Raw genomic sequence first — 23552 nt, 5'->3', positions numbered from 1 at the left:
CCCGTTCGACGCACCATCCTGATTCACCGCCGAACCACGCACCACCGCCAACACCCGACGCCCATGACGCCGCGCATCCGACAACCGCTCCAACAACACCACACCCACACCCTCGGCCCACCCCGTACCGTCCGCCGCGTCCGCGAACGCCTTGCACCGCCCATCAGACGCCAACCCCCGCTGCCGCGAGAACTCCACGAACGAGGTGGGCTGGGCCATGACGGCCACACCGCCGGCCAGGGCGAGGGAGCACTCCCCGTTGTGGAGGGCCTGCGCGGCCAGGTGCATCGCCACGAGCGAGGAGGAGCAGGCGGTGTCCACCGTGACCGCGGGACCTTCGAGCCCCAGCGTGTACGACACCCGGCCGGAGGCCACACTGCCCGAGTTGCCCGTACCGAGAAAACCCTCAAGACCCTCCGGGACCTCGTCGAGCTTGTTCGCGTAGTCGTGGTACATCACACCCGAGAAGACACCCACATCCCGGCCCTTGAGCGAGGTCGGATCCAGACCGGCCCGCTCCAGCGCCTCCCACGACACCTCCAGCAGCAACCGCTGCTGCGGATCCATGGCCAACGCCTCCCGCGGCGAGATCCCGAACAGGTCGGCGTCGAAGTCACCGACGCCGTCCAGGAATCCGCCCTTGCGGACGTACGAGGTGCCCGTCCGGTCGGGGTCCGCGTCGAACAGGTTGTCCAGGTCCCACCCGCGGTCGGCCGGGAAGTCCACCAGACCCTCCCGCCCCTCGGCCACCAGCTCCCACAGCTCCTCCGGCGAGGTGACACCACCCGGCAGCCGGCACGCCATCCCCACGATCGCGATCGGCTCGTCGGATACGAGGGGACGCGGGCGGGTGGCGACCGTGGTCTTCTCGCCGCCGAGCAGGCGCACCCGCAGTTGGCGGGCGACGGCGGCGGGGGTGGGGTGGTCGAAGGCCAGGGTGGCGGGCAGGGCGAGCCCCGTCTCGGCGGTGAGGCGGTTGCGCAGCGCGACGGCGGTCACGGAGGTGAAGCCGAGTTCCTTGAAGGCCCGTTCGGGCGCGGTCACCGCGGTCGCGTCCGGATGCACCTCGGCGGCGGCGGCCCGCACCAGGTCCAGGAGCGTGCGGTCCTGTTCGGACCTGGACAGGGTGGCGAGCCTGCGGCCGAGATCGGTGGTGACGGCGGCGTCGGGCCGGGCCGACCTGGGCTGGGCGTCGATGAGGCCCAGCAGCGGGGCCGGCACGGCGGCGGCGCCGAGGGACGCCGGCTCGGGGTGGAGTACGGCCAGGTGCGCGCCGCCGGTGGCGAGCGCCGCGTCGAACATGGCCAGGCTCTCCGACTGCGGCAGCATGCCGACGCCGGAGGGCGCGGGCAGTTCGCTGCTGTCCCAGGGGCCCCACGCGAGGGACAGCGCGGGCAGGGCACGGGCGGTCCGGTGGCGTACCAGGGCGTCGAGGAAGGCGTCCGCGGCGGCCTCGGTGCCGCGTCCCACCGTGCCGAGCAGCCCGTGGGACGCGGTGAGGACGAGGAACGCGGACAGCGCCGCCGAGGCGGTGCGGTGGTGCAGGTTGAGGGCGCCCTCGACGGCCCGCCCGAGGTCGGTCGTGGGGGCGGCGCCGGTCGTGTGCACGACCGCGGTGAGCGGGTGTTCGTACGCGGTGAGCGCTGCGGCGAGTGTGTCGGGATCGGCCGGGTCGCCGGCGGCGAGGGTCACCTCGGCGCCCGCGGCCCGCAGTTCACCGGCCAGCTCCGCGGCGGTGGGGTCGGCGGTGCCCTGCGGGCTCAGCAGGAGCAGTCGGCGGGCGCGGTGCGCCGTCACCAGGTGGCGGGTGACCGTGGCGGCGGCGGTTCCGTCGGCGCCGGTCACCAGGGTGGCGCCCGCGAAGGCCGCGGGGTCGGACGGCTGGGGTTCGGCCTCGGCGGTCACCCGGATCAGCCGCGGTCGCAGGAACACTCCGTCGCGGACGGCGAGTTGGGGTTCACCGGAGGCGACGGCCGCCGGCAGGGCAGCGGCTGAGGTGTCCGCGGTGTCGACGTCCACCAGGATCAGGCGGTCGGGGTGCTCGGCCTGGAGGGAGCGCACCAGGCCCCAGGCGGGCAGGCCGCCCGGTTCCTGGCTCTCCTCGGCGCCGCCGATGGCGACCGCGCCGCGCGTCAGCACGACGAGCCGGTCGGTGGACCGGCGGTCGGCGGCGAGCCAGTCCTCGATGCCGCGCCGGAGCGCGTCGACCGCGGTCCGTACGGCGTCCGCCGCCTGCCCGCTGTCCTGGTCGGCGTCCCCCGCGGTGGCGAACGGCCGTATGTCGGAGGACAGGAGGGTGACCTCCGCCGCGTCGGTGTCAGTGCCGGTGCTCGTGTTGGTGCTAGTGCTCGTGCTCGTGCCGGCTTCGACCGGCAGGCCGGCCGCACGGAGCGCGTCGGCGACCGCGAAGGGGTCGGCGCCGAGCAGGGCCCAGCGTCCCGGGGCCGGGGCGCTGGGTACCGGTACGGAGGGCAGCGGGACCCAGTCGAGCCGGAACAGCGACTCGTAGCGCCCGGCCCCGACGGCACGCAGCCGGGCGGGCAGGTCGAGCAGGACGTGCCGGGTGGTCTTGCCGGAGGCGGTGCGGGGGATGCGGTCGATCTCGTACAGCTCCTCGGGGACCTTGTAGTACGAGAGCCGTTCCCGGCAGGTGGCCAGCAGTTGTTCGGGGTCGAGGCCCTCGGGTCCGGCGACCAGGAAGGCGACGGGTACCTCGCCGAGCACGTCGTGCGGTTTGCCGACCACGGCGGCGTCGGCGACGCCGGGGACGGTGCGCAGGACCTCCTCCACCTCGACGGGGTGGATGTTCTCACCGCCGCGGATGATGAGTTCCTTGATCCTGCCGGTGATGACGAAGTAGCCGTCCGCGTCGCGGCGGGCCAGGTCACCGGTGCGGTACCAGCCGTCCTTGAAGGCGTCGGCGGTCGCCTCGGGCTGGTTGTGGTAGCCGGCCATGACGCTGGGGCCGCGCACCCACACCTCGCCCTCGGCCCCGGCCGCGGCGTCGACACCGGTGGTGGTGTCGACGAGGCGCACGCCGAGTCCGGGCACGGGCAGCCCGCAGGAGCCTTCGACGCGGGCGCCGACCGGCCAGTTGATGGTGATGGAGCCGCAGGTCTCGGTGGAGCCGTAGGCGTCCAGCAGCGGTGCGCCGAAGGACTCCTCGAAGGAGCGGCGCAGTTCGGCGGTGGTGATCGCGCCGCCGACGAGGCACATCCGCAGGGCGGGTGCCTGGAAGCCGCTCTCGCGGGCGGCCTGGACGAGATAGTGGTACATGGTCGGCACGCCGGCGAGGAACGTGGCGGAGTCGGCGCGCAACGCGTCCAGCACCTCGTCCGCGGCGAAGCCGTCGAGGATGTGGGCGGTGGCGCCGACGGCGGTGACGCCGAGGACACAGGCGATGTGCGACAGGCTGTGGAAGAGGGGCAGCGGCCACACCACCCGGTCCGCGGCGGACAGCCCGGGGATGGGGACGTAGCAGGCGGCCACGGACCACAGGCAGTTGCGCTGGGTGGACATCACGCCCTTGGGGCGGCCGGTGGTCCCGGACGTGTAGAGGGTCCACGCGATGTCGTCGAGGCCGAGGTCGTCACGGGCCTGGGCGAGGGGTTCGGTGGCGGCCATGGTCTCGTAGGACACCGTGCCGAGTGGCGCGTCGTCCGGTATGCCCGTCTCGGCGGTGACGACGACCCGCAGCCCCGGCCGGTCGGCGACCAGCCGGGCCAGCTGCGGGGCGTGTGCCTCGTCGGTGATGATCACCTGGGCGCCGCTGTCGTCGAGGAGGTAGCCGAGTTCGGCGTCGGTGGCCCGCGGGTTGAGCGGTACGCCGACCGCGCTCGCGCGCACGACGGACAGATAGCTCTCGACCGTCTCCACCCGGTTGCCGAGCAGGATGGCGGCCCGGTCGCCGGGTTGCAGCCGCAGGTCGGCCAGGTGTCCGGCGATCCGGCGGGTGCGCAGTTCGAGTTCGGCGTACGTGACGCTGCGCCGCGCGTCGTGGAAGGCGACCTTGTCCCCGTGGGTTTCGGCGTGCGAGCGTAGCAGCTCGGGCAGTGGCCGAATGAGTTCGGTGCGCAGCATGTCACCACATCCTCTGTCTGCGGGCAGACATCATGTGTCGGGGGCCCGGCCGATAACGGTGCGGGCCGAACGGGAAGCTTTCCTCCGCGGCCGTGCGTGCCACTGAAGAGTCTGGATCGGCATTCCGCCCCTATGACCCCTGTGCCACCCCCTACGGCATCCCTAAATTCCTGGGCGGCTGGTCTTTCGTCCGGGGCGCGTGGAATGAGAGTGACACCGACACTAGGCTCGGGCCCATGACGCGCAATTGGTTGTTCGTCCGCCTTCTCGAACACCCCGCCTCGGCGCCGGGTGCGGAGAGAGCGTTATTCCCGTCGCTCGTTTCCGAACTGGTCGACCAGGTGCGTTCCGCGGACACCGACGCACGTTGGTACTTCGAACCCCTGGAGGGCCGACCGGGTCCGCACCTCGGGCTCTGGCTGTATTCCCGGCCCGGGATTCTCCAGGACGCCAGGAGGGACCTGGACCGGGCCGCCGCGGAACGCGGCCGTTCGGTGGTCTTTGACCACTATGAACCACCCATGTCGAAATATCTCGATCACGCCACGGTGGATCTCGCCGCCCGGCTGGCCACGGCGTCCAGCGATCTGACGCTCGGTCTGCTGCGGGCCCGCTCGGCGTGCGGGCCGCTGGAATCGGTCTCCGGTATCAGCGTTCCGTTTCTGCATCTGGCGCAGCTCACCGGGTTGCTCGCGCCGGAGGAAGGGGTCCCGTTCCTGTTCCAGTGCTGGCAGCACTGGTCGAACGAGCTGCCGGCGCAGCGCCGCGCGGAGCTGTCCGTACGGCGCCGGTCGGCGCTGGAACGCGCTCTGCGGCAACTGGCGGGGCTGCGCTGGGCCGGAGCCGAGTACGCCGGGCACTGGGAGCGTTACGCGCGCACGGTGCGCTCGCTGGTCGAGGGGTGCACGGCGTCGGCGCCGGTGAGTTACCTGCTGTTCGACCACGCCCATCTGACGCATCGGCGGCTGGGGGTCGACGTCGCCGACGAGGCACTGGCCGCGCACGCCCTGCGGACGGCGCTGCGCACCGGGGTGGCGCTGCCCGAGCCCGTCTCCGCCCTGCTCGCCCGGACCCCTCAGCCGGTCTGACCGGCCGGCCCGCACGGGCAACGCAGCGAGGGGCCCGCTCGTCGAGGACGAGCGGGCCCCTCGCTGCTGCCCGGCCGGGCCGGCCGGTCAGTGCACCGGTACCCGGGGCAGCAGCGCGTGCAGTTCCGCCGGGCTGCGCAGCACGGCGTCGGGCTGTTCGGCGAGCAGGTCCGCCTCGACGGTCTCGCCCCACAGCGCGGCGACCGCGTACACGCCGGCGGCGCGGGCGCTCTGCAGGTCGGTGACGGCGTCGCCGATCATCAGCGCGTTGCCGGGCGGCACGTGCAGCAGGTCGAGCGCCCGCCGGACCATGTCGGGGGCGGGTTTCGCGCGCGGTACCTCGTCCCCGCCGATGACGTGGTCGAACAGCGGCAGAATGCCGAGCCGGTCCAGCAGCGACCGGGCCCGCACACCGCTCTTGCCGGTGGCGACGGCGAGTCCGACGCCGCGGCCGCGCAGGCCGGCCAGCAGGTCCGGTATGCCGTCGAACATGGTGACCTCGTGGGCGAGCCGGTAGCTCTCGCGCACGAACGGTTCCTCCATCTCCAGGGGCAGCCCCATGATGCGCATGATGTCGGGGAAGTAGCGCCCGAGATGCCGGTTGTACTCGTCGAAGGGGGCCGGGCCGTCCCCCACCACCTCGGCGTACGCCACCGTGAACGCCTCGCGCATGACCGCGAAGCTGTCCACGAGGACGCCGTCCATGTCGAACACCACGGCCAGGGGTCCGTGCCGCTCGTCGAGCAGCGGGCCGCCGGGCCGGGCAGGGTTGTTGTCGTCCTCCATGAGGTCTCCTCACTCCGTGCGGCCACCGGGTGGCGGAATCAAGGGGCGCCCTGTCCGGCCGGCACGGCCGGCCGGCCGGCGCGTCGGGCCGAGTGGTAGAGGCGTTCGATCGCGCCGATGGTCAGCCGGGTCTCGGTGGCGGCCCGGCCGCGGGCCGCCGGGTCGGCCAGCATCCGGGGCAGTTCGTCCAGTTGGCGCAGGTACTCGGCGCCGATGGGCTCGTCGGGTACGGGCACCGGCTCGGTACGGCCGTCCCGGGTGAGGGTCAGCCGGGAGCCGCCCGCCCGGTTGGGGCTGAAGCCGAACGTGCAGCGCAGTGCGGCGGTGCCGGCCGCGCCCTCGACCGTGATGCGGGTGACGTCGTACTGCTCGTGCGAGGCCCAGCTGGCGCGGAGCGCCACCGAGACCCCGTTGGCGGCGACGAGGAAGCCCCGTGCGGTGTCCTCCACGTCGCCCGCGCCGTCCACGGCCGGGTCCCCGGGCCGGGTGCCCCGCCACGTCGCCCCGGCCCTCGCGCTGCCGAGGAAGTCGTCGGAGAGGGTGCCCACGACCTGGTCGAAGCCGATTCCCGGGCCGATCAGCGGCATGGCCGTGTCGAGCAGGTGCCAGCCCAGGTCGACCAGGGCGCCGCCGCCGGCGAGGGTGCGGTGGGTGAACCAGCCCCCCGCGTCGGGCACTCCGCGTGCCCGGACCCAGGAGACGTCGATGTGCCGGACGGGCCCGAGGCCGGCGGCCAGTTCGCCCAGGGCCCGTACGTCCGCCCGGTGGCGGGCGGCGCTGCCGGACAGCAGGACCGCGTCGGCGGACCGTTCGGCGCGGGCCAGCAGCTCGGCCTCGGCCGAGTCCAGGCAGACGGGTTTCTCCACGAAGACCGAGGTGTTCTCGGTGAGCAGCCGGGCGGCGACCTCGGCGTGCAGGTGGTTGGGGACCGCGACGACGGCGAGGTCCACCGTCGTCGCGGACAGTTCGTCGAGGGTGGCCAGCGACCGGGCGCCGGGCACCTGCGCCAGTGCCTCGGCGCGGGCCGGTTCGCTGGGATCCACGACGGCGGTCACCTCGAAGGCGGGGTGTCGGCGCAGCCGGGGCAGCCAGAGGGTGCGCCCGGCCCAGCCCAGGCCGACCACGGCCACCCGCAGGGGCGGGCCGGAGTGCGTGACAGCAGGCCGGACGGGGCTCATGTGGTGGCCAGGACGTGCTCGACGATGCCGGCTATCCGGCCCACCTGCTCCTCGTCCGCGAGCAGGGTCCGGTGGTGCAGCCAGATCGCGTCGCCGCTGATGGCCTCGGAGTTCGGGCAGCGGGCGGCGATGGCCTCGACGCTCTCCTTGGGTGCGCCGGTCTCCCAGAAGCCGGGGGTGCGGTAGATGGCGCGGAAGGCCGCGAAGGCGGGCAGTCCGCGGGCCACCAGGGCGTCGACGACGGCGTTGCGGCGCTCCTCGCCGATGCCGGGCACCCGGAACATGGCCATGTAGTGCGGAATGCGGTCGTTGCGGTCGTCCCGGCTCTGCGGGACGACGCCCGTGATGGCGGCGAGTTGGCCGGCCAGCAGCGGCCAGCGTGCCTCCCGGGTGGTGATCTGTTCGTCCAGGCGGCGGAGCTGGGCCCGCAGTACGGACGCGGAGAACTCGTTGAGGCGGAAGTTGGAGCCGGAGGTCTGGTGGAAGTAGTGACGGTCGGTCGGCGGCCTGCCGCAGCTGTGCCGCAGGAAGGCGGTCTGGTGGGACTCCGCGTCGGGGAAGAGCACGGCGCCGCCCTCGCCGGCGGTCATCAGCTTGCCGTTCTGGAAGCTGAACGCGGCGATCGAGCCGAGTTCGCCCACCTTCTTGCCGTTCCACTGGGCGCCGTGGGCGTGCGCGGCGTCCTGGATGAGCGGCACGCCGGCGTCGGCGGAGAGCTTGGCCAGCGCGTCCATGTCGGCGAAGTGCCCGGCCATGTGGACCGGCATGATGGCGGCCGTCCGGGAGGTGACGGCGGCGGCCGCGGCCTCGGGGTCGATGTTGTAGGTGCCGGGGTCGACGTCGACCGGGACGGCCACCGCGCCGAGGCGCTGGGCGGCCTGGGAGGAGGAGATGAAGGTGAAGGCCGGCACGATGACCTCGGTACCGGGGCCCACACCGAGCACCTGCAGTGCGAGTTCGAGTGCGTGGGTGCCGTTGGTGACGGCCAGGGCGTGTGCGGAGCCGTGGTGGTCGGCGAACTCGCGCTCGAAGGAGTCGACTTCGCCGCCGCCCATCCGCCACCACTGCCCCTGCTCCAGGGCCCGGATCAGACCGATCCGCTCCTCGTCGCTGTACTGGGGCCAGTCGGGGAATTCCGGGGCCTGCAGCGGATTCCCGCTCATCAATTCACCGTCTTTTCATCGGAGGAAAACCGTTCCGGGAAGCATCCGGATCCATGGCGCACAGAATTGGGCCATTGCGGGACCGGACGACTGCCAGCACGCTAGCGAACACCGAACAGCCTTGTCATCTCCCCTATGTTCACCCCTACAGCCCCCTTGTCCAGGAATTCTGCGAACGATCAGGTGCAAGGGTTCCGGAGGCGCTGGATAGGCTCGTTCCGTCATCGATCACACGGGCCGACCGGCTCTACGAACGAGGTGAATCTTGAGCAGCGTACTCCTGCTGAACGGGCCGAACCTGGGCATTCTCGGCCGCCGGGAACCGGAGATATACGGAACCGATACGCTGGCCGATATCGAGGAGGCCGTTGCCGCGGAAATCGAGTCCCGCGGCTGGAAGGTGCGTTCCGTCCAGGACGATGCGGAGGGCGCACTCGTCCGGGCGGTGAACGACAGTCAGGACACCGTGGGTGCCGTGGTGAATCCGGGTGCGCTGATGATCGCGGGCTGGAGCCTGCGGGACGCGCTGGCCGCCTATCCGCGTCCGTTCGTGGAGGTGCACATCTCGAACGTGTGGGCCCGCGAGACGTTCCGGCACGAATCGGTGCTGGCGCCGCTGGCCGCAGGGGTGATCGTGGGCCTCGGCTCGTTCGGCTACCGTCTGGCGGCCCGCGCCCTGGTGGAGACCGTCCCCTCCTGACCACCGCACACCATGTGGCCCGGCCCCTCTCCCAGGGGGCCGGGCCGCGTGGCGTCGGCCCGCGTCAGCTGCCGATGCTCTGCGGGTGGTTGAAGAAGTTGTCCGGGTCGTAGGCGTTCTTCACGCAGACCAGGCGGTCGTAGTTGCCGCCGTAGTACGCCTGTTGCCAGTCCGTCAGCCGCTCGTCGGGGAAGTTGATGTACGAGTGGCCCGTGGACAGCGGGTCGATGATGCCGTAGCCGCGGTCGACCCAGGTCCGGGTGACCGCCTCGTCCTCGGCGGACGGGGTGGGGCTGGGCAGGGCGGCCCCGATGCCGACGAGGAACTGGGTGTCGCGGTGCCAGAAGGCCGTGTCGGTGCGGCCGGGCTGGGTCGCGGCGCCGCCGAGGTGGTTGAAGCCGAGGAAGCGGGTGTGGCCGGCGTACCGGTCGGCGTCGAAGGCGGCCAGGGTGGCCGCGAGGGCCGAACCCGTGAGCGGCTTGGCGAACAGCCGGTGCCGTTCGCGCAGGGCGCCGCCGCGCGGGATGGTGCCCTCGTCGTTCTGTCCGACGCGGTGGCACTGCTTCACGGTGATCTGGTCGCAGCCGTAGACGTGCATCATCACCTCGTCGTACGGCAGTTCCGTGACGGACCGGCTCAGCGGCTGGGCGCCGGTCGCGGACACCAGGGCGGCGAGGCCGGCCTCAAGATCCGCCTGGGCGCCCCAGTAGCCTCCGTTGAGCGTGACCATCGGCGTGGTGCCCGGCGCCGCGTCGGGCAGGAGGACGCCCAGCGAGGAGCCCAGGTTGCCCGCGTCGGCCAGGCTCCACTGCTGCCATGCCTCAAGCAGGTCCTTCGCCTTGTCCCAGGGCCAGGTCGTGGCGAAGTAGACGCCGCGCGGCTGGTCGATCGGCCGCACCTCGAAGTCGACCAGGATGCCGAAGTTGCCGCCGCCACCGCCGCGCAGCGCCCAGTAGAGGTCGGGCTCCCGGGTGGCGGACGCGGTCACCAGGCTGCCGTCGGCGAGCACGGCACGGGCGGACACCAGCCGGTCGCTGCCCAGCCCGAACTTGGCGGTCTGGTACCCGATGCCGCCGCCGGTCAGAAACCCGCCGGGACAGACCGTCGGACAGGTGCCGGTGACGATCTGCTTGTTGTACGGCTTGAGCGCGGCCAGCGCCTCGACCGACATCGCGCCGGGGCCGACCCGGACGGTGGAGCCGGTGACCTGGACGTGCTTGATCCGGGACACGTCGATGACGATGCCCTCGCCGGTGGACCAGCCGGCGAAGTTGTGGCCGCCGCTGCGGGTGCGGGCCGGTATCGCGTTGTCCTGGGCGAACCGCACGGCGGTGGCCACGTCGCCGGGGGTCTCGCAGTAGGCGATGCCCTGCGGGTGGATCGCGTCGTACTCGGCGACGGCCAGTTGCTTGGCGACGTCGTAGCCGCTGTCCGCGGGCAGGACGACATCGCCCTGCAACTGGGCGCGGAGCTGGTCCCAGGGCACGGCAGTGGAACTCCTGCGTCCGGCCGCGGCGGGCGCCGCGCCCATGCTGCCGGCCACTGCCAGAGCACCGCCCAGCTGGAGAACTGATCGTCGGGTGATCACGCGTTGCTGCCTCTCTGCTCGCTCTGCAGGACGGTTCGAAGCTATGAACCAAGGCATCCCGACTGGAACCCCTATGCCTCCCCTGACCTGCGAGGACACTGCCGTGAACAGCCAACCTGCGGCTTCGGGGGCGACTTATCCTGCAGCCGTCGCGAGGCCGGACCGTCCGGCTGTGCGGGCGGCGGAGGGGGCCATGGGCTATCTGGGGATCGACGTCGGGGGCACCAAGGTGGCGCTGCGACTGGAAGCGGACGGGCAGGATCCGGCGGAGTCGGTCTTCCGCTGGCCGCAGCGCGCGCCGTCCGCCGACGCGGACGTCGCCGAACTGCGCCGGCACACGGACGCGTTGCTCCGCCGGTGGCGGCGGCCGGTCGCCTCGGTGGGGATCGCCATGCCCGCCACGGTGGACGAGGCGGGGCGGGTCTCGGCCTGGCCGGGGCGGCCGGCCTGGCAGGGCCTCGATCTGCGGGGCGCGTTCGACGCGTTGTTCCCGGGCACGGCGGTCCGGATGGCGGACGACGGCGACCTCGCGGCGCTCGCCGAGGCGGACGCGGCGGGCTGCCGGAACGTGGTCTACCTCGGGGTGGGCACCGGGATCGGCGGGGGCATCGTGCACGACGGTCGTCCGTTCCCGGGACCCGCCGTGGGCTCATGCGAAATCGGTCACATGACGGTCGATCGATTCGGGCCAAGGTGCGCGTGCGGACGACTCGGTTGTCTACAGGCGCTCGCGTCCGGGCCCGCCACCCTCGGCCGGGCCGCCGGACTCGTCGGCCGGGAGGTGGGATTCGCGGATCTGCGGGAGGCCGTGGCGGGGCGGTGGCCCTGGGCGGCGGCCGCGCTGCGCGAGACCTGCTCGGCGCTGGCCGCGGCGGTGGTGAGCCTGGCGGAACTGGCCCACCCCGAACTCGTGGTGATCGGCGGGGGGTTCGCCGACGGTCTGCCCGGCCTGGTCCCCGAGGTGGCCGCCCGCGCGGCGGAGCTGGCCCGTCCGGGCGGGCCGCGCCCGGTGATCACAGGCGCCGCCCTGGGCGGCCTCTCCTCGCTGTACGGGGCACTGCTGCTGGCCCGCGAGGGGTAGCGGACGGCACGCACCGGCGTCACGCGGACTCGGCGGGGGGCGATTTCAGGCCGTCTGTCAAGCCCCCGGTCCGAAGGGATGTTGACAGAGGTACGGTGCTGTCTGATTGTCTCGGCTTCACCGGGAGCGGCGATGAGGCCGTTCATCCGGATTCGGACCGAGTCGACTACTCACCTGAATCCACTGCGGAACGAGTGGACGGGGGTTGCTGTGCGGTTCCAGATCCTAGGCCCGATGGAGATCACGGGCGTCGACGGGCCTGTCCAACTGGGCGGGCTCAACCAACGGGCCGTTCTGGGCTACCTGCTTCTCAACGCCAACAAGGTAGTCGCCACCAGCAGCATCATCCGTGCCGTCTGGGGCCACGACGCCCCCCGTACCTGTCGCAAGATGGTGCAGAACGCGGTCGCCGGGCTGCGCCGGATCCTCGCCACCGCCCCCGACGTCTCGCTCCAGACCCGCTCGCCCGGCTATCTGCTCACGGTCAATCCACGGCATGTCGATCTGTCGATGTTCCAGATCCTCGCCGACCAGGGGCGCCGGCATCTCGCGGCCGAGGAGTGGCAGGCCGCCTCCACGGCGTTGCGCAAGGCCCTCGCCCTGTGGCACGGCCCGGTCCTCGCGGACCTGACGGAGGCGGGCATCGCCTGGCCCGAACAGGAAGTCGTCCGCAACGAGCGGCTGACCGCCCTGGAGGACTGCGCCGAGGCGGAGCTGGCGCTCGGCAAGCACTGGGACCTGGTGGGCGAGCTGGAGCGCGCCTCCTCCTGCACCCCCGTACGGGAGCGGCTGAGCGGCCAGCTGATGCTGGCGCTGTACCGGTGCGGCCGGCAGCCCGAAGCGCTCGCCGCCTACCAGCGCACCCGGGCGGCGCTGGCCGACGAGTTCGGGCTCGACCCGGGTCCCGAACTCCTCGACATGGAGCGGGCCATACTGACCCACGCCCCGGAACTCGCCCTGCCCGGCGGCCACCCCGTGGACGAGTCGGTCCCCGCTCCCTCCAACCTGCGGCTGCTCAGCTCCTATCCGCGGGCCGCGGAACCGTCGGACGGTCCGCCCCGGGCCGCCAGGACGTCGCACAGACTCGTCACGCCGTCGGTCCCCGGCCACTTCGGCACGCTCGAACCCGTCGCCCGGATGCCCGTGATGATCGAACGCAAGCGGGTATCGGTGCTGTTGATGCGCGCGCAACGCCCCCAGCTCGCGGGGCCCGAGGACCCCGAGCAGGCGGACGCCGTGCACAAGGCGCTGACCTGGGTCGTTCGCAGCGAGGTGCAGCGGTTCGGCGGGATACTGCGCTCCGCCGTGGGCGGCACCTGGCTCGCTCTGTTCGGCGTACCGCAGTTGCACGAGAACGATCCGGAGCGTGCCGTGCGCGCCGCCCTCGCGATCCGGGACCGGGTGGCCCAGGCACCGTGCGTCTGCCGGCTGGCCGTCTCCACCGGCGAGATGATCGTCACCTTCGAGTCGGAGAACCACACCGAGCCCACGGAGGTGACCGGCCAGGTCCTCGACCGCTGCCAGCGGTTGCTGGACTCCGCCGAGCCGGGCGAGCTGAAGGTCTGCGAGTGCACGGTGCGGATCGTCGGCGAAGCCTGCGCCGGCGGCGGGGACACCTGGGGGCTGGGGAGCCCCGCGCCGCGCGGTGCGCCGGCCGAGCCGGCCTCGCCGTTCCTCGGCCGGGAGCGCGAGATCGAGGTCCTGAGCGGGCTGCTCGGGGACATGCTGCGCCGGCAACGGCCGCATCTGGTGACGGTGATCGGGGAACCGGGCCTGGGCAAGAGCAGGCTCGTCGCCGAGTTCCTGCGTACGCGCGCAGCCGGGCCGGGCACGCACCGTCCCGACGTCCCGCGCATCGCGCCCACCGTGCTCAGCGGCCGTGTCTCGTCCTTCGGCGAAGGCACCTCGGCGGCGCCGCTGGTGTCGGTGATCCGGACGTACGCGGGGATCGAGCCCGGCGACAGTCCCGGCGTCGCGGACCGCAAGCTGGAACAGATGGTGCAGGACCTGGTCGGCGACGGCGCGACGGGCACCGAACTGCTGTGCGCGGTGCGCCCCTGTCTGTCGAGGCGCCAGGGCGGCGATCCGCTCGCCCCGGACGCGTTCCGGCGGTTCTTCCGGGCCTGGCGGCAGCTCGTCGAGGAGATCGCCGCGCGGCGGCCGCTGCTGGTGGTCCTGGAGGACATGCACCTGGCGGCGGAGGAGTTGATGGACGCCGTCTCGGAGTTCGTGGAGCAGTTGGCGCCGGTGCCGCTGATGCTACTGGCCACGGCCCGGCCCGAGTTGCTCCAGGCACGTCCGCGGTGGACCTGCGGCAAACGGGACTCCGTGGTCATGACCCTGGATCCGCTGCCGGACCAGGTGATCGCACGGCTGATGAGCGGTCTCGGCAGCACGGCGGACGCGGAGCTGATCGCCCGGGTGGGCGGCAACCCGCTGTTCGCCAAGGAGTACGTCCAGGCGCTGAGCGCGGACATCGGTACGGAACTGGTGCCGCTGCCCGACGTGGTGCAGACGGTGATAGCGGCCCGGCTCGACACGCTGCTGCCGGTGCAGAAGGCCGTACTGCTGGACGCCTCGGTGCTCGGCGACACCGTGTGGGTGGGGGCGGTGGCCGCGCTCGGCGACCGCGACCGGGAGGAGGTGGCCCGCCATCTCGCGCACCTGGAGCGCAGGCACTTCCTGCACCGGCGCCGGCGGACCGCGATCCCGGGTGAGGTCGAATACGCGTTCCGGCAGCTGCTGGTGCGCGAGGTCGCGTACTCCCAACTGCCGCGCACCACCCGGGCGGTGAAACGTCATCTCGCCGACGACTGGCTCAACGAGGTGACGGCCCATCGTCCCGCCGGGCCCACGGGCCGACCGGGCCGCAGGTCCACGGGGGTACCGAACGGCAGCGCGAGCGCGTACTGAGCGGGCCGCGTCCGCCGCGCGGCGGACGCCCCGGAAGGGCGCGGGGAAATACGCGACCGGCCAGGACGCGGTCACGGTCGCCGGTCGCCGGTCGCCGGTCGCGGGGGCCCGCTGGGGGTCGTCCCCCAGCGATCGTCCGATCGTGGTCATCCCCTCGCGGTCGTCCGATCGCGGTCGTCCGATCGCGGTCGTCCGATCGCGGTCGTCCGATCGCGGTCGTCCGACGGGCTCGGCACGGCACGGCCCGGCCTGGGCAGTGCCGTGCCGTTGCGTCGGACGGTGCACGGCCTTGAGCGGCTCGTGTCAGGCGTACGCGTAGAAGCCCTGGCCGGACTTGCGGCCGAGGAGGCCGCCTTCGACCATCCGCAGCAGCAGGGCGGGCGGCGCGTACAGGGGTTCCTTGAACTCCTCGTACATGGCCTCGGCGATCGAGACCGTGGTGTCGAGTCCGATCAGGTCGGCGAGGCGCAGCGGGCCGAGCGGGTGCGAGCAGCCCTGGACCATGCTCTGGTCGATCACCTCGGCGGTGGCCAGTCCGGCGTCGAGCATCCTGATGGCGGACAGCAGGTAGGGGAACAGCAGCGCGTTGACGATGAAGCCGGCCCGGTCGGGGGCGTTGACCGGCTGTTTCCCGAGTACGTCGGTGACGAACCGGGTGGCCCGCCGCGCGACCGGGTCCGCCGTCAGCACCGAGGGGATGATCTCGACCAGCGGCAGCACCGGAGCCGGGTTGAAGAAATGTATCCCGACCACGTGGTCCGGTCGCTCGGTGGCTCGGGCCAGCCGCACGATGGGGATGGACGAGGTGTTGGACGCGAGCAGGGCCTCCGGGCTCCGCACGATCTTGTCCAGGGTGGTGAACAGCTCGCGTTTGACGGCTTCGTTCTCCGTCACCGCCTCGATCACCAGCTGACGGTCGGCGAGTTCGCCCAGGTCGCGGGTGAACCGGACCCGGTCGAGCGTCGTCTGACGCGCCTCCTCGCTGATCTTCCCCTTGGCGACGGCGCGGTCGAGTACGGCGGTCAGCCGTCCGGGGCCCGACTCCAGCGAGGCGTCGGAGGAGACGGTGACGACGACGTCGAGTCCGGCGGCGGCGCACACCTGGGCGATGCCCATGCCCATGACGCCGCTGCCGACGACTCCGATCCGGCTGACGGTCTCCTCGTGCCGGTCGCTGCTCGTGCCGGTCATGCGGCGGCTCCCCAGGTCAGCAGTGACGCTCCGATCGACATGCCGCCCCCGAACCCGGTGAGCAGCACGAGGTCACCCGGGTGGAGCGCCCCGTCCCGGTTGGCCTCGTCGAGCGCGACGGGCACGGAGGCGCTGCCCATGTTCCCGTACTTGTGCAGGGTGCGGTGCGTGGTCGCGTTGCCGAGTCCGGCGCGGACCACGAGGTCGTCCAGCATGACCCCGTTGGCCTGGTGCGGGACGAAGTGCCGCACCTGGTCGAGCGGCACGCCGACGCGTTCCGCCAGTCCGGACAAGGCCCGCGGCACCTGGTCGGCGACGAAGTCGCGGACGCCGCGGCCGTCCATCCGGAAGAAGTGCCCGCCCGTCGCGACGGTCTCGGCGGACGCCGGGGTGCGGCTGCCGCCGGCCTCGACCCGGATGAGCTGGTGGGCGTCGCCTCGGCTGGCGAGTTCGACACCGACGATCCCGTACGGGGCCGGTACCGCGCCGACGATCGCGGCGCCCGCTCCGTCGGCGAACAGCACGGCGGTCCTGCGGTCGTCGAAATCGAGGATCCGGGAGTAGACGTCGGCGCCGATGACGAGGGCCAGGGCGTCGGGCCGGACCGTGACCAGGCTGTCCGCGAGCGCGAGCGCGTAGACGAAGCCGCTGCATACGGCGTTGATGTCGAAGCAGGCGGCCGACCGGGCGTCCAGTCCGTCCTGGACCAGGCAGGAGGTGGGCGGCTGCGGGAAGTCACCGGTGGAGGTCGCGACGATGATGTAGTCGAGCCGGTCCGCGGTCAGCCCTGCCTGGGCGAGGGCGGCGGCGCCCGCCCGGACGGCCAGGTCGGAGGTCGCCTCGTGCGGGGCGGCGTAGCGCCGGGAGCGGATCTGGGTCTTGCGCTCGATCCAGTCCGGGGTGACGCCGACCCGCCCGGCCACTTCGTCGTTGCCGACCTCGTTCTTCGGCACGTACGACCCGGTCGAGAGGATACCGGTGCGTGCCCTCGCCATCTCAGTCCTCCCGCAGCGGATTGATCCGCCGCACGCCGAGCCGGGCGCGCATTTCGGGGTCGGTCACGCCCAGACCCTCCTCAGGTGCCAGACACAGCACGCCGACTTTTCCGATGTGGCGGTTCTGCTGCACCAGGCGCGTCGCCTCGGCGACCTCGGTCAACGGATAAACCTTGGAAAGGGTCGGCACAAGATGTCCGAGCTGGAACAGCCGAATGCATTCCGCCTGTTCCTGGAGATTCGCGGCGTGGCTGCCGATGATTCTTTTCAGGTTCATCCAGAGATAGCGGTTGTCGAATTGGTGGTTGAATCCGGTGCTGGATCCACAGGTCACCACGGCACCGCCCTTGCGCACGACGAAGACGGATATTCCGAATGTGGCCCGGCCTATGTAGTCGAAGACGATGTGCGGATCCTCGCCCACCTGCCTGCGTATCTCGCGGCCCAGTCGTTTGCCGAGTTCGATGGTGTTTTCCGGGGTGCGCGGGACGTCGTCGCCGAGACCGATGTCGTTCCGGTTGATGACCACGTCGCAGCCGAGCCTGCGCAGTACCCGGGCCCGGTGTTCGGAGCCGACCACGCCGATCGGGATGCCGCCGCCGTTCTTCACCATCTGCACGGCGAACGCGCCCAGGCCGCCGGTGGCACCCCAGATGAGGACGATGTCGCCCTGCTTGACGCGCGCTCCACGGTCGCTGACCAGCATGCGGTAGGAGGTGGCGGCGGTGAGCAGGATCCCGGCCGCCTCCTCCCAGGTCAAATGGGCCGGCTTCGGGAGCAGTTGGCTCGCCCGCGCCACCGCGTAGTGGGCGAGCCCGCCGAAGTTCGTCTCGAAGCCCCAGATCCGCTGCTGGGCGCCGAGCATGGCGTCGGCGTGGGTGGCCGGCTCCTCCTCGTCGACCTGGACGCAGCTCACCACGACGTGGTCGCCGACCCGCCAGCGGCGTACGCCCGCGCCGACCCGTACCACGACGCCGGCCGCGTCCGAGCCCACCACGTGGTGCGGCAGGTCATGACGGGCCGCGAACCCTCCCTGGCGGGCGTTGCGTTCGAGGAAGTCGAAGGTCGGCACCGGTTCGAAGGTCGCCGACCAGACCGTGTTGTAGTTGATGGAACTGGCCATCACCGCCACGACGACTTCGTCCGGCGCGATGTCCGGCATGGGTACCCGGTCGACGTGTATCGACTTACGGACGTCTTTGTCGGCGACGTCGTCGAACATCCCGACATCCGCCGCGCGCAGATGGGCGGCCAGATATTCTTCGGGCAGTGGCGCGCGCTCCAGTTCTGCCGGGCCGGCATTCGCATACAGCGCCTCGGCCAAAGAATCCATGTCTTCCCCTCCACCATGAAGAACGCGCCGACGGAATCAGAGGCCACCGCCCGAGCCAGCAACACGCTACGGGACCCGTTACGTGCCGCCTACCCTTACTAGCCCCCTATCCGCCCTCTCCAATGCGGGGAAAAGGTATACGGCCGCGGGGGGTTCCGAACGGCCGAACAAAACCGAACCGAGTGGCGGGAAGGTTCGGTTCTCCGTCACATCGTCATGTCTCGCTGCTTGCCCGCCATCAGCGCGACATACACGATGAGGGAGGCCGCGAGCCCGACGGCCCACCCGTAATCGGCGAGCGGCCTGAGGAACGGAATGATCCCGTCGACCGGGAACGGCCCGGCCTTCTTCCCCTTCCCGTCCAGCGTGGAGTACGACCCGCCGACGGCCAGCACCCCGCCGGTCACGAAGGCGACGACGGCCCGCCAGTTCCATCCCGCCGCGTACCAGTACCGGCCCCCGGCGACGTACAGGTCGGCCAGGTGCAGCACGGTCCGGCGCACGATCCAGTAGTCGGCGATCAGGATCCCGGCGACCGTGCCGAGCAGCCCGCCGACCACCCCGAGCCAGGTGAAGATGTACAGCTCGGGCGTCGACGTCAGCTTCCACGGCATGACCAGTACGCCCACGATGCCCGTGATGATGGCGCCGGTACGGAAGCTGATCAGTTTGGGCGCCAGGTGCGACAGGTCGTACGCGGGGGAGACGACGTTCGCCGCGACGTTCACCGAGATCGTCGCCACGAACACCGTGATCAGCGCGAACAGCAGCCCGAAGACGTTGTCCGTCTTGCCGGCCAGCTCCACCGGGTCCCAGATCGCCACCCCGTACACCTGCTGCGAACCGGCCGTGACCAGCACCGACATCAGCGCGAACAGCGTCATCGTGGTCGGCAGGCCCAGCGTCTGGCCCCACATCTGGGCCCGCTGCCCCTTGCCGAACCGGGTGAAGTCCGGGATGTTCAGCGACAGCGTCGACCAGAAACCGATCATCCCCATCAGACCCGGGAAGAAGACCTTCCAGAAGCCCGCGCCCCAGCCGAGCGTCGACCGCTCGTGCAGCAGCGGGCCGAAGCCGCCCGCCTTGTGCGCGATCCAGATCAGCAGCACCACCGCACCGACCAGTACGAACGGCGCCGCCCAGTTCTCGAAGCGGCGCAGGGTGTCCATCCCCCGGTAGATGATGGCCAGTTCGATCAGCCAGAAGACGACGAAGCACAGCCACAGCGTCCACGGGTAGCCGCCGACCTTCGCGGCGTCCGCCCAGCCACCGAAGATCTTGCCCAGCAGCACGAAGATGCCCTGGCCGCCGATCCACGTCTGGATGCCGAACCAGCAGCACGCCACCGCCGCGCGCACGACGGCCGGCAGGTTCGCGCCCCGTACGCCGAAGCTGGCGCGGGCCAGGACCGGGAAGGGTATGCCGTACTTCGGGCCCGCATGGCCGGTCAGCAGCATCGGCAGCAGCACGATCACGTTCGCCAGGGCGATGGTGAGTACCGCCTGCTTCCAGTCCATGCCCAGGGCGACGAGCCCTGAGGCGAGCGTCCAGGACGGGATGCAGTGGGCCATGCCGATCCACAGGGCCACGAAGTTGTAGGTGGTCCAGCGGCGTTCGGCGAGCGGGACCGGGCGCAGGTCGTCGTTGGCGTAACGGCTCCCGGCCGGGTAGGTGTCGGCGGTCAGCTCGACGGCGCCCGAGGGTATGGCGGGGGGCGGAGCGGTGTCGGTCATGGGCACTCCGTTCTACGGAGGGGGACGGGGGAAGGTGGCCCTGCGGGTGCCGTCGACTGCCCTTTCCGGTCGGGGTGGTGCGACGACGGGACGGTCGTCGGTCATGCGTTCAGCGCGGGGATGACGTCCTGCCCGTAGCGGTCGACGACCTGCTCCTGCGCGTCGTGCATCGCGTACACCGCGAACTGGTCCACGCCCAGTTCCCGCAGCGCCCGCAGCTTTTCGACGTGCGCATCGGCCGGGCCGACCAGGCAGAACCGGTCGACGATCTCGTCGGGTACGAACCGGGTGTCGGGATTGCCGCTGCGCCCGTGGTGGGCGTAGTCGTAGCCCTGGCGGGCCTTGATGTAGTCGGTGAGTTCGTCGGGGACCTGGGCCGAGTGCTCGCCGTACTTGGCCACCAGGTCGGCGACGTGGTTGCCGACCATTCCGCCGAACCAGCGGCACTGCTCGCGCGCGTGGGCGAGTGCCTCGGGCGAGTCGTCCGCGGTGACGTAGGCCGGGGCGGCGACGCAGATCGTCACCTCGGCGGGGTCGCGTCCGGCGGCGACGGCGGCGTCCTTGACGGCCTTGACCATGTACTCGGTGAGGTAGAGGTCGGCGAGTTGCAGGATGAACCCGTCGGCCTGCTCCCCGGCCATCTTCAGGGCCTTCGGCCCGTACGCCGCCATCCACACGGGGAGTTCGGTGCCCGGCCTGATCCACGGGAACCGGACGGCGGTGCCGCCGAGGTCGGCCTCCTCGCCCCGGCCCAGCGCCCGGATGACCTTCATGGCCTCGCTGATCCGGGCCAGGGTGTTGGGCTTGCGGCCCGCCACCCGCATCGCCGAGTCGCCGCGGCCGATGCCGCAGACGGTGCGGTTGCCGAACATGTCGTTGAGGGTGGCGAAGGTGGAGGCGGTGACCTCCCAGGTGCGGGTGCCCGGGTTGGTGACCATCGGGCCGATGGTCAGTTTCGTGGTGTTCGACAGGATCTGGCTGTAGATGACGAAGGGTTCCTGCCACAGCACGGCGGAGTCGAAGGTCCAGCCGTAGGTGAAGCCGTTGCTCTCGGCCCGCTGCATCAGGCTGATGACACGGGAGGCCGGCGGGTCGGTCTGCAGGACGAGTCCGAAGTCCATGAGCGCCACTCCTAGGTGAGGTACTGACAGGTGGAGCGCGGGGTGTAGACGCCGTGGCCGGCGTGTCCGGTGTACTCCCGCTCGGTGATGACGGCCTCGCCGCGCGAGAACACGGTCTCGACCCGGCCGGTGAGCCGCCTGCCCTCGTAGGCCGAGTAGTCGACGTTCATGTGGTGCGTCGCGGCGGAGACGACCTGCTCGGCGTGCGGGTCGTAGACGACGATGTCGGCGTCGGCGCCGGGCGCGATGGTGCCCTTCTTCGGGTAGAGGCCGAACATCCGCGCCGGGGTGGCGCAGGCGATCTCGATCCAGCGGCGGCGGGAGATGTGTCCGTCCACGACGGCCTGGTGCAGCAGGTCCATGCGGTTCTCGACGCCCGGCAGACCGTTGGGGATCTTGGAGAAGTCGCCGCGGCCCAACTCCTTCTGGCCCGTGAAGCAGAAGGGGCAGTGGTCGGTGGAGACCACCTGGAGGTCGTTGGTGCGCAGGCCCCGCCACAGCGCCGCTTGGTGCTCGCGCGGTCGCAGCGGGGTGGAGCAGACGTACTTGGCGCCCTCGAAGCCGGGTTCGGCGAGGTTGTCGGTCGACAGGAACAGGTACTGGGGGCAGGTCTCGCCGAAGACGTTCAGACCGGCGTCGCGGGCCCTGGTCAGTTCGGCCACCGCCTCCTCGGCGGAGACGTGCACGACGTACAGCGGGGCCCCGGCGACCTGGGCGAGCCGGATGGCGCGGTGGGTGGCCTCGGCCTCCAGCAGGGCCTTGCGGACCTCGCCGTGGTAGCGGGGGTCGGTCTCGCCGCGCGCCAGGGCCTGCTCGACCAGGACGTCGATCGCGATGCCGTTCTCGGCGTGCATCATGATCAGCCCGCCGTTGTCGGCGGCGCGCTGCATGGCGCGCAGGATCTGGCCGTCGTCGCTGTAGAAGACGCCCGGGTACGCCATGAACTGTTTGAAGGAGGTCACACCCTCCTCCACCAGCAGATCCATCTCTTTCAGCGTCTCCGGGTGCACATCGGAGACGATCATGTGGAAGCCGTAGTCGATGGCGCAGTTGCCCTCCGCCTTGGCGTGCCAGGCGTCCAGGCCCTCGCGCAGGGAGCCGCCGACGCTCTGGATGGCGAAGTCGACGACGGTCGTCGTACCGCCCCAGGCGGCGGCCCGGGTGCCGGTCTCGAAGGTGTCCGAGGCGTAGGTGCCGCCGAACGGCATCTCCATGTGGGTGTGGCCGTCGACGCCGCCCGGGATGACGTACTTCCCGGTGGCGTCGACGGTCCGGTCGGCGGTGAAGGCATCGGCCGCCGCGGTGCCGGAGGCCGCGAGGGCGGCGACGCGGCCGTCCTCGATCAGGACGTCGGCGTGGATCTCGTCGGACGCGGTGACGACGAGTCCACCGCGGATGACGGTACGGCTGCTCATGTTCCCTCTCCTCGCGTTGACGGCGGTCGTGGAAAACGCAGGTCATGGGCGGTGGGTCCGGCACGCGCGCGGGTGGCCGGACGGCCGGCGGGGCGCGGCGCGCCGGTGGCCGGGCGGTCGCCCGGCGCCGGGGCCAGGGCCGCCGAACGGCAGGCAGCGTCCCGGGCCTCCGTCCCGGCGTGGTCCCGCGCCCCGGACCGGGCGCCGGGGAACCAGCCGCTCGTCACGGAGCGGTCAGCGGTCCGTACGCGCCCGGTGCGCGGTCGCGGTAGAACTGCCAGCGGTCGCGGACCTCCCGCAGCTTGGCCAGGTCCAGGTCGCGCACGACGAGTTCGGTCTCCTTGTCGCTCGCCGGCTCGCCGACGAACTGGGCCTCCGGGTCGACGAAGTACGTCGTGCCGTAGAAGTCGTTGTCGCCCAGGTCCTCGACGCCGACCCGGTTGATCGCGCCGACGAAGTACTCGTTGGCCACCGCCGCGGCCGGCTGTTCCAGCTGCCACAGGTAGCGGGACAGGCCGCGCGAGGTGGCCGACGGGTTGAAGACGATCTCGGCGCCGGCCAGGCCCAGGGCCCGCCAGCCCTCGGGGAAGTGCCGGTCGTAGCAGATGTAGACGCCGATCCGGCCGACCGCCGTCTCGAACACCGGCCAGCCGCTGTTGCCCGGACGGAAGTAGAACTTCTCCCAGAAGCCGTCGACCTGCGGGATGTGGGTCTTGCGGTACTTGCCGAGGTACGAGCCGTCCGCGTCGATCACGGCCGCGGTGTTGTAGAGGACGCCGGGTTGCTCCTCCTCGTACATGGGCAGGACGAGGACGATGCCCGCCTCCCGGGCCAGGGACTGGAAACGGCGTACGGTCGGGCCCTCGGGGATCTGCTCGGCGTACTCGTAGAACGCCTTGTCCTGGACCTGGCAGAAGTAGGGGCCGTAGAAGAGTTCCTGGAAGCACAGGACTCGGGCACCCTGCGCGGCCGCGTCGCGGACCGCCTGCTCGTGGACCTGGATCATCGATTCCTTGTCGCCGGTCCAGGCGGTCTGGAAGAGGGCGGCACGGATCACTCTGCTCATCGGGACCTCCGGTCGCTCGGTGTGCGGTGAGCCTAAGAAGTCCGGGGATGCGGTTTGAGTGGCAGTGTGTCACGTCTGCGAGGGTGTGGCGTGCCACCGTGTCACACCCGCTCCACGCCAT

The 23552-nt window shown here is 71.5% G+C and carries 16 protein-coding genes; 4 read left to right on the top strand and 12 right to left on the bottom strand.

Annotation, left to right across the window (positions count from 1 at the left end):
- Positions 1 to 4080 (bottom strand): beta-ketoacyl synthase N-terminal-like domain-containing protein (locus tag ACFC09_RS27505; RefSeq protein WP_376533010.1); only part of this gene is annotated, 4080 nt, incomplete at its 3' end.
- A 236-nt stretch (positions 4081 to 4316) separates the two neighbouring features.
- On the opposite strand from ACFC09_RS27505, the gene ACFC09_RS27500 reads away from it, so the two are divergent.
- Complete coding sequence (locus ACFC09_RS27500) at positions 4317 to 5168, top strand: lantibiotic dehydratase C-terminal domain-containing protein (protein WP_376533009.1); 852 nt, start codon at positions 4317 to 4319, stop codon at positions 5166 to 5168.
- An 87-nt stretch (positions 5169 to 5255) separates the two neighbouring features.
- Here ACFC09_RS27500 and ACFC09_RS27495 read toward each other — a convergent pair whose 3' ends face one another.
- Genes ACFC09_RS27495 through ACFC09_RS27485 form a run of 3 tightly spaced genes read right to left on the bottom strand, consistent with a single transcriptional unit; the run spans position 5256 to position 8295 of the window.
- On the bottom strand, positions 5256 to 5954 hold the full coding sequence (locus tag ACFC09_RS27495; RefSeq protein ID WP_376533008.1) for an HAD-IA family hydrolase: 699 nt from the start codon (positions 5952 to 5954) through the stop codon (positions 5256 to 5258).
- A gap of 38 nt (positions 5955 to 5992) precedes the next feature.
- Positions 5993 to 7132 (bottom strand): Gfo/Idh/MocA family protein, encoded by a 1140-nt coding sequence (locus tag ACFC09_RS27490; RefSeq protein ID WP_376533007.1) that lies wholly within the window; start codon positions 7130 to 7132, stop codon positions 5993 to 5995.
- Positions 7129 to 8295, bottom strand: coding sequence for a DegT/DnrJ/EryC1/StrS family aminotransferase (locus ACFC09_RS27485; RefSeq protein WP_376533006.1), 1167 nt, complete (start codon positions 8293 to 8295; stop codon positions 7129 to 7131). Before ACFC09_RS27485 ends, ACFC09_RS27490 begins: the two co-directional genes overlap by 4 nt.
- A gap of 265 nt (positions 8296 to 8560) precedes the next feature.
- Between ACFC09_RS27485 and ACFC09_RS27480 the strand changes: the two genes are divergently transcribed.
- Positions 8561 to 8995, top strand: coding sequence for a type II 3-dehydroquinate dehydratase (locus ACFC09_RS27480; RefSeq protein ID WP_376533005.1), 435 nt, complete (start codon positions 8561 to 8563; stop codon positions 8993 to 8995).
- Between the two features lie 64 nt (positions 8996 to 9059).
- Here the strand turns inward: ACFC09_RS27480 and ACFC09_RS27475 are convergent, their stop codons facing one another.
- Positions 9060 to 10481 carry an FAD-binding oxidoreductase gene (locus tag ACFC09_RS27475; protein ID WP_376533004.1) on the bottom strand — a complete coding sequence of 474 codons (1422 nt, stop codon included), beginning with the start codon at positions 10479 to 10481 and terminating at the stop codon, positions 9060 to 9062.
- A 295-nt stretch (positions 10482 to 10776) separates the two neighbouring features.
- Between ACFC09_RS27475 and ACFC09_RS27470 the strand changes: the two genes are divergently transcribed.
- Both ACFC09_RS27470 and ACFC09_RS27465 read left to right on the top strand, forming a co-directional pair.
- Positions 10777 to 11664, top strand: coding sequence for an ROK family protein (locus ACFC09_RS27470; protein ID WP_376533003.1), 888 nt, complete (start codon positions 10777 to 10779; stop codon positions 11662 to 11664).
- Between the two features lie 234 nt (positions 11665 to 11898).
- Positions 11899 to 14577, top strand: a complete 2679-nt coding sequence (locus ACFC09_RS27465; RefSeq protein ID WP_376533002.1) for a BTAD domain-containing putative transcriptional regulator — start codon at positions 11899 to 11901, stop codon at positions 14575 to 14577.
- 303 nt (positions 14578 to 14880) lie between these two features.
- On the opposite strand, the gene ACFC09_RS27460 is transcribed toward ACFC09_RS27465, so the two are convergent.
- The 7 genes from ACFC09_RS27460 to ACFC09_RS27430 all read right to left on the bottom strand — a co-directional run bounded on the left by ACFC09_RS27460 (position 14881) and on the right by ACFC09_RS27430 (position 23431).
- Positions 14881 to 15768: a 3-hydroxybutyryl-CoA dehydrogenase gene (locus tag ACFC09_RS27460; protein WP_376533001.1), complete on the bottom strand. Its 888-nt coding sequence runs from the start codon at positions 15766 to 15768 to the stop codon at positions 14881 to 14883.
- A complete protein-coding gene (locus ACFC09_RS27455; protein ID WP_376533000.1) occupies positions 15765 to 16763 on the bottom strand; it encodes a 3-oxoacyl-ACP synthase III family protein in 999 nt (332 codons plus the stop codon). Before ACFC09_RS27455 ends, ACFC09_RS27460 begins: the two co-directional genes overlap by 4 nt.
- Position 16764: 1 nt before the next feature.
- Positions 16765 to 18096 carry a crotonyl-CoA carboxylase/reductase gene (ccrA, locus tag ACFC09_RS27450; RefSeq protein WP_376532999.1) on the bottom strand — a complete coding sequence of 444 codons (1332 nt, stop codon included), beginning with the start codon at positions 18094 to 18096 and terminating at the stop codon, positions 16765 to 16767.
- A gap of 206 nt (positions 18097 to 18302) precedes the next feature.
- The gene (locus tag ACFC09_RS27445) at positions 18303 to 19829 is read right to left on the bottom strand and encodes an NCS1 family nucleobase:cation symporter-1 (protein WP_376532998.1); all 1527 of its coding nucleotides are present in this window, start codon (positions 19827 to 19829) and stop codon (positions 18303 to 18305) included.
- Between the two features lie 101 nt (positions 19830 to 19930).
- Entirely contained in the window at positions 19931 to 20950 is a 1020-nt protein-coding gene (locus ACFC09_RS27440; protein WP_376532997.1) for a TIGR03842 family LLM class F420-dependent oxidoreductase, read from the bottom strand.
- A gap of 11 nt (positions 20951 to 20961) precedes the next feature.
- The gene (gene hydA, locus ACFC09_RS27435) at positions 20962 to 22365 is read right to left on the bottom strand and encodes a dihydropyrimidinase (RefSeq protein ID WP_376532996.1); all 1404 of its coding nucleotides are present in this window, start codon (positions 22363 to 22365) and stop codon (positions 20962 to 20964) included.
- A gap of 223 nt (positions 22366 to 22588) precedes the next feature.
- Positions 22589 to 23431, bottom strand: a complete 843-nt coding sequence (locus ACFC09_RS27430) for a nitrilase-related carbon-nitrogen hydrolase (RefSeq protein WP_376532995.1) — start codon at positions 23429 to 23431, stop codon at positions 22589 to 22591.
- Positions 23432 to 23552 lie beyond the last annotated feature (121 nt).

The sequence above is a fragment of the Streptomyces sp. NPDC056161 genome (assembly GCF_042268025.1).
Classification (GTDB): domain Bacteria; phylum Actinomycetota; class Actinomycetes; order Streptomycetales; family Streptomycetaceae; genus Streptomyces.
The sequence above is the reverse complement of the archived record's forward strand: the minus strand, read 5'-3'. Positions and strand labels throughout refer to the sequence as shown.

Bases quoted from the DNA above. Each gene is read 5' to 3' on its own strand.
- ACFC09_RS27500 (WP_376533009.1), top strand. From the start codon at position 4,317: ATGACGCGCAATTGGTTGTTCGTCCGCCTTCTCGAACACCCCGCCTCG.
- ACFC09_RS27495 (WP_376533008.1), bottom strand. From the start codon at position 5,954: ATGGAGGACGACAACAACCCTGCCCGGCCCGGCGGCCCGCTGCTCGAC.
- ACFC09_RS27490 (WP_376533007.1), bottom strand. From the start codon at position 7,132: ATGAGCCCCGTCCGGCCTGCTGTCACGCACTCCGGCCCGCCCCTGCGG.
- ACFC09_RS27485 (WP_376533006.1), bottom strand. From the start codon at position 8,295: ATGAGCGGGAATCCGCTGCAGGCCCCGGAATTCCCCGACTGGCCCCAG.
- ACFC09_RS27470 (WP_376533003.1), top strand. From the start codon at position 10,777: ATGGGCTATCTGGGGATCGACGTCGGGGGCACCAAGGTGGCGCTGCGA.
- ACFC09_RS27465 (WP_376533002.1), top strand. From the start codon at position 11,899: ATGGAGATCACGGGCGTCGACGGGCCTGTCCAACTGGGCGGGCTCAAC.
- ACFC09_RS27460 (WP_376533001.1), bottom strand. From the start codon at position 15,768: ATGACCGGCACGAGCAGCGACCGGCACGAGGAGACCGTCAGCCGGATC.
- ACFC09_RS27455 (WP_376533000.1), bottom strand. From the start codon at position 16,763: ATGGCGAGGGCACGCACCGGTATCCTCTCGACCGGGTCGTACGTGCCG.
- ccrA (WP_376532999.1), bottom strand. From the start codon at position 18,096: ATGGATTCTTTGGCCGAGGCGCTGTATGCGAATGCCGGCCCGGCAGAA.
- ACFC09_RS27445 (WP_376532998.1), bottom strand. From the start codon at position 19,829: ATGACCGACACCGCTCCGCCCCCCGCCATACCCTCGGGCGCCGTCGAG.
- ACFC09_RS27440 (WP_376532997.1), bottom strand. From the start codon at position 20,950: ATGGACTTCGGACTCGTCCTGCAGACCGACCCGCCGGCCTCCCGTGTC.
- hydA (WP_376532996.1), bottom strand. From the start codon at position 22,365: ATGAGCAGCCGTACCGTCATCCGCGGTGGACTCGTCGTCACCGCGTCC.
- ACFC09_RS27430 (WP_376532995.1), bottom strand. From the start codon at position 23,431: ATGAGCAGAGTGATCCGTGCCGCCCTCTTCCAGACCGCCTGGACCGGC.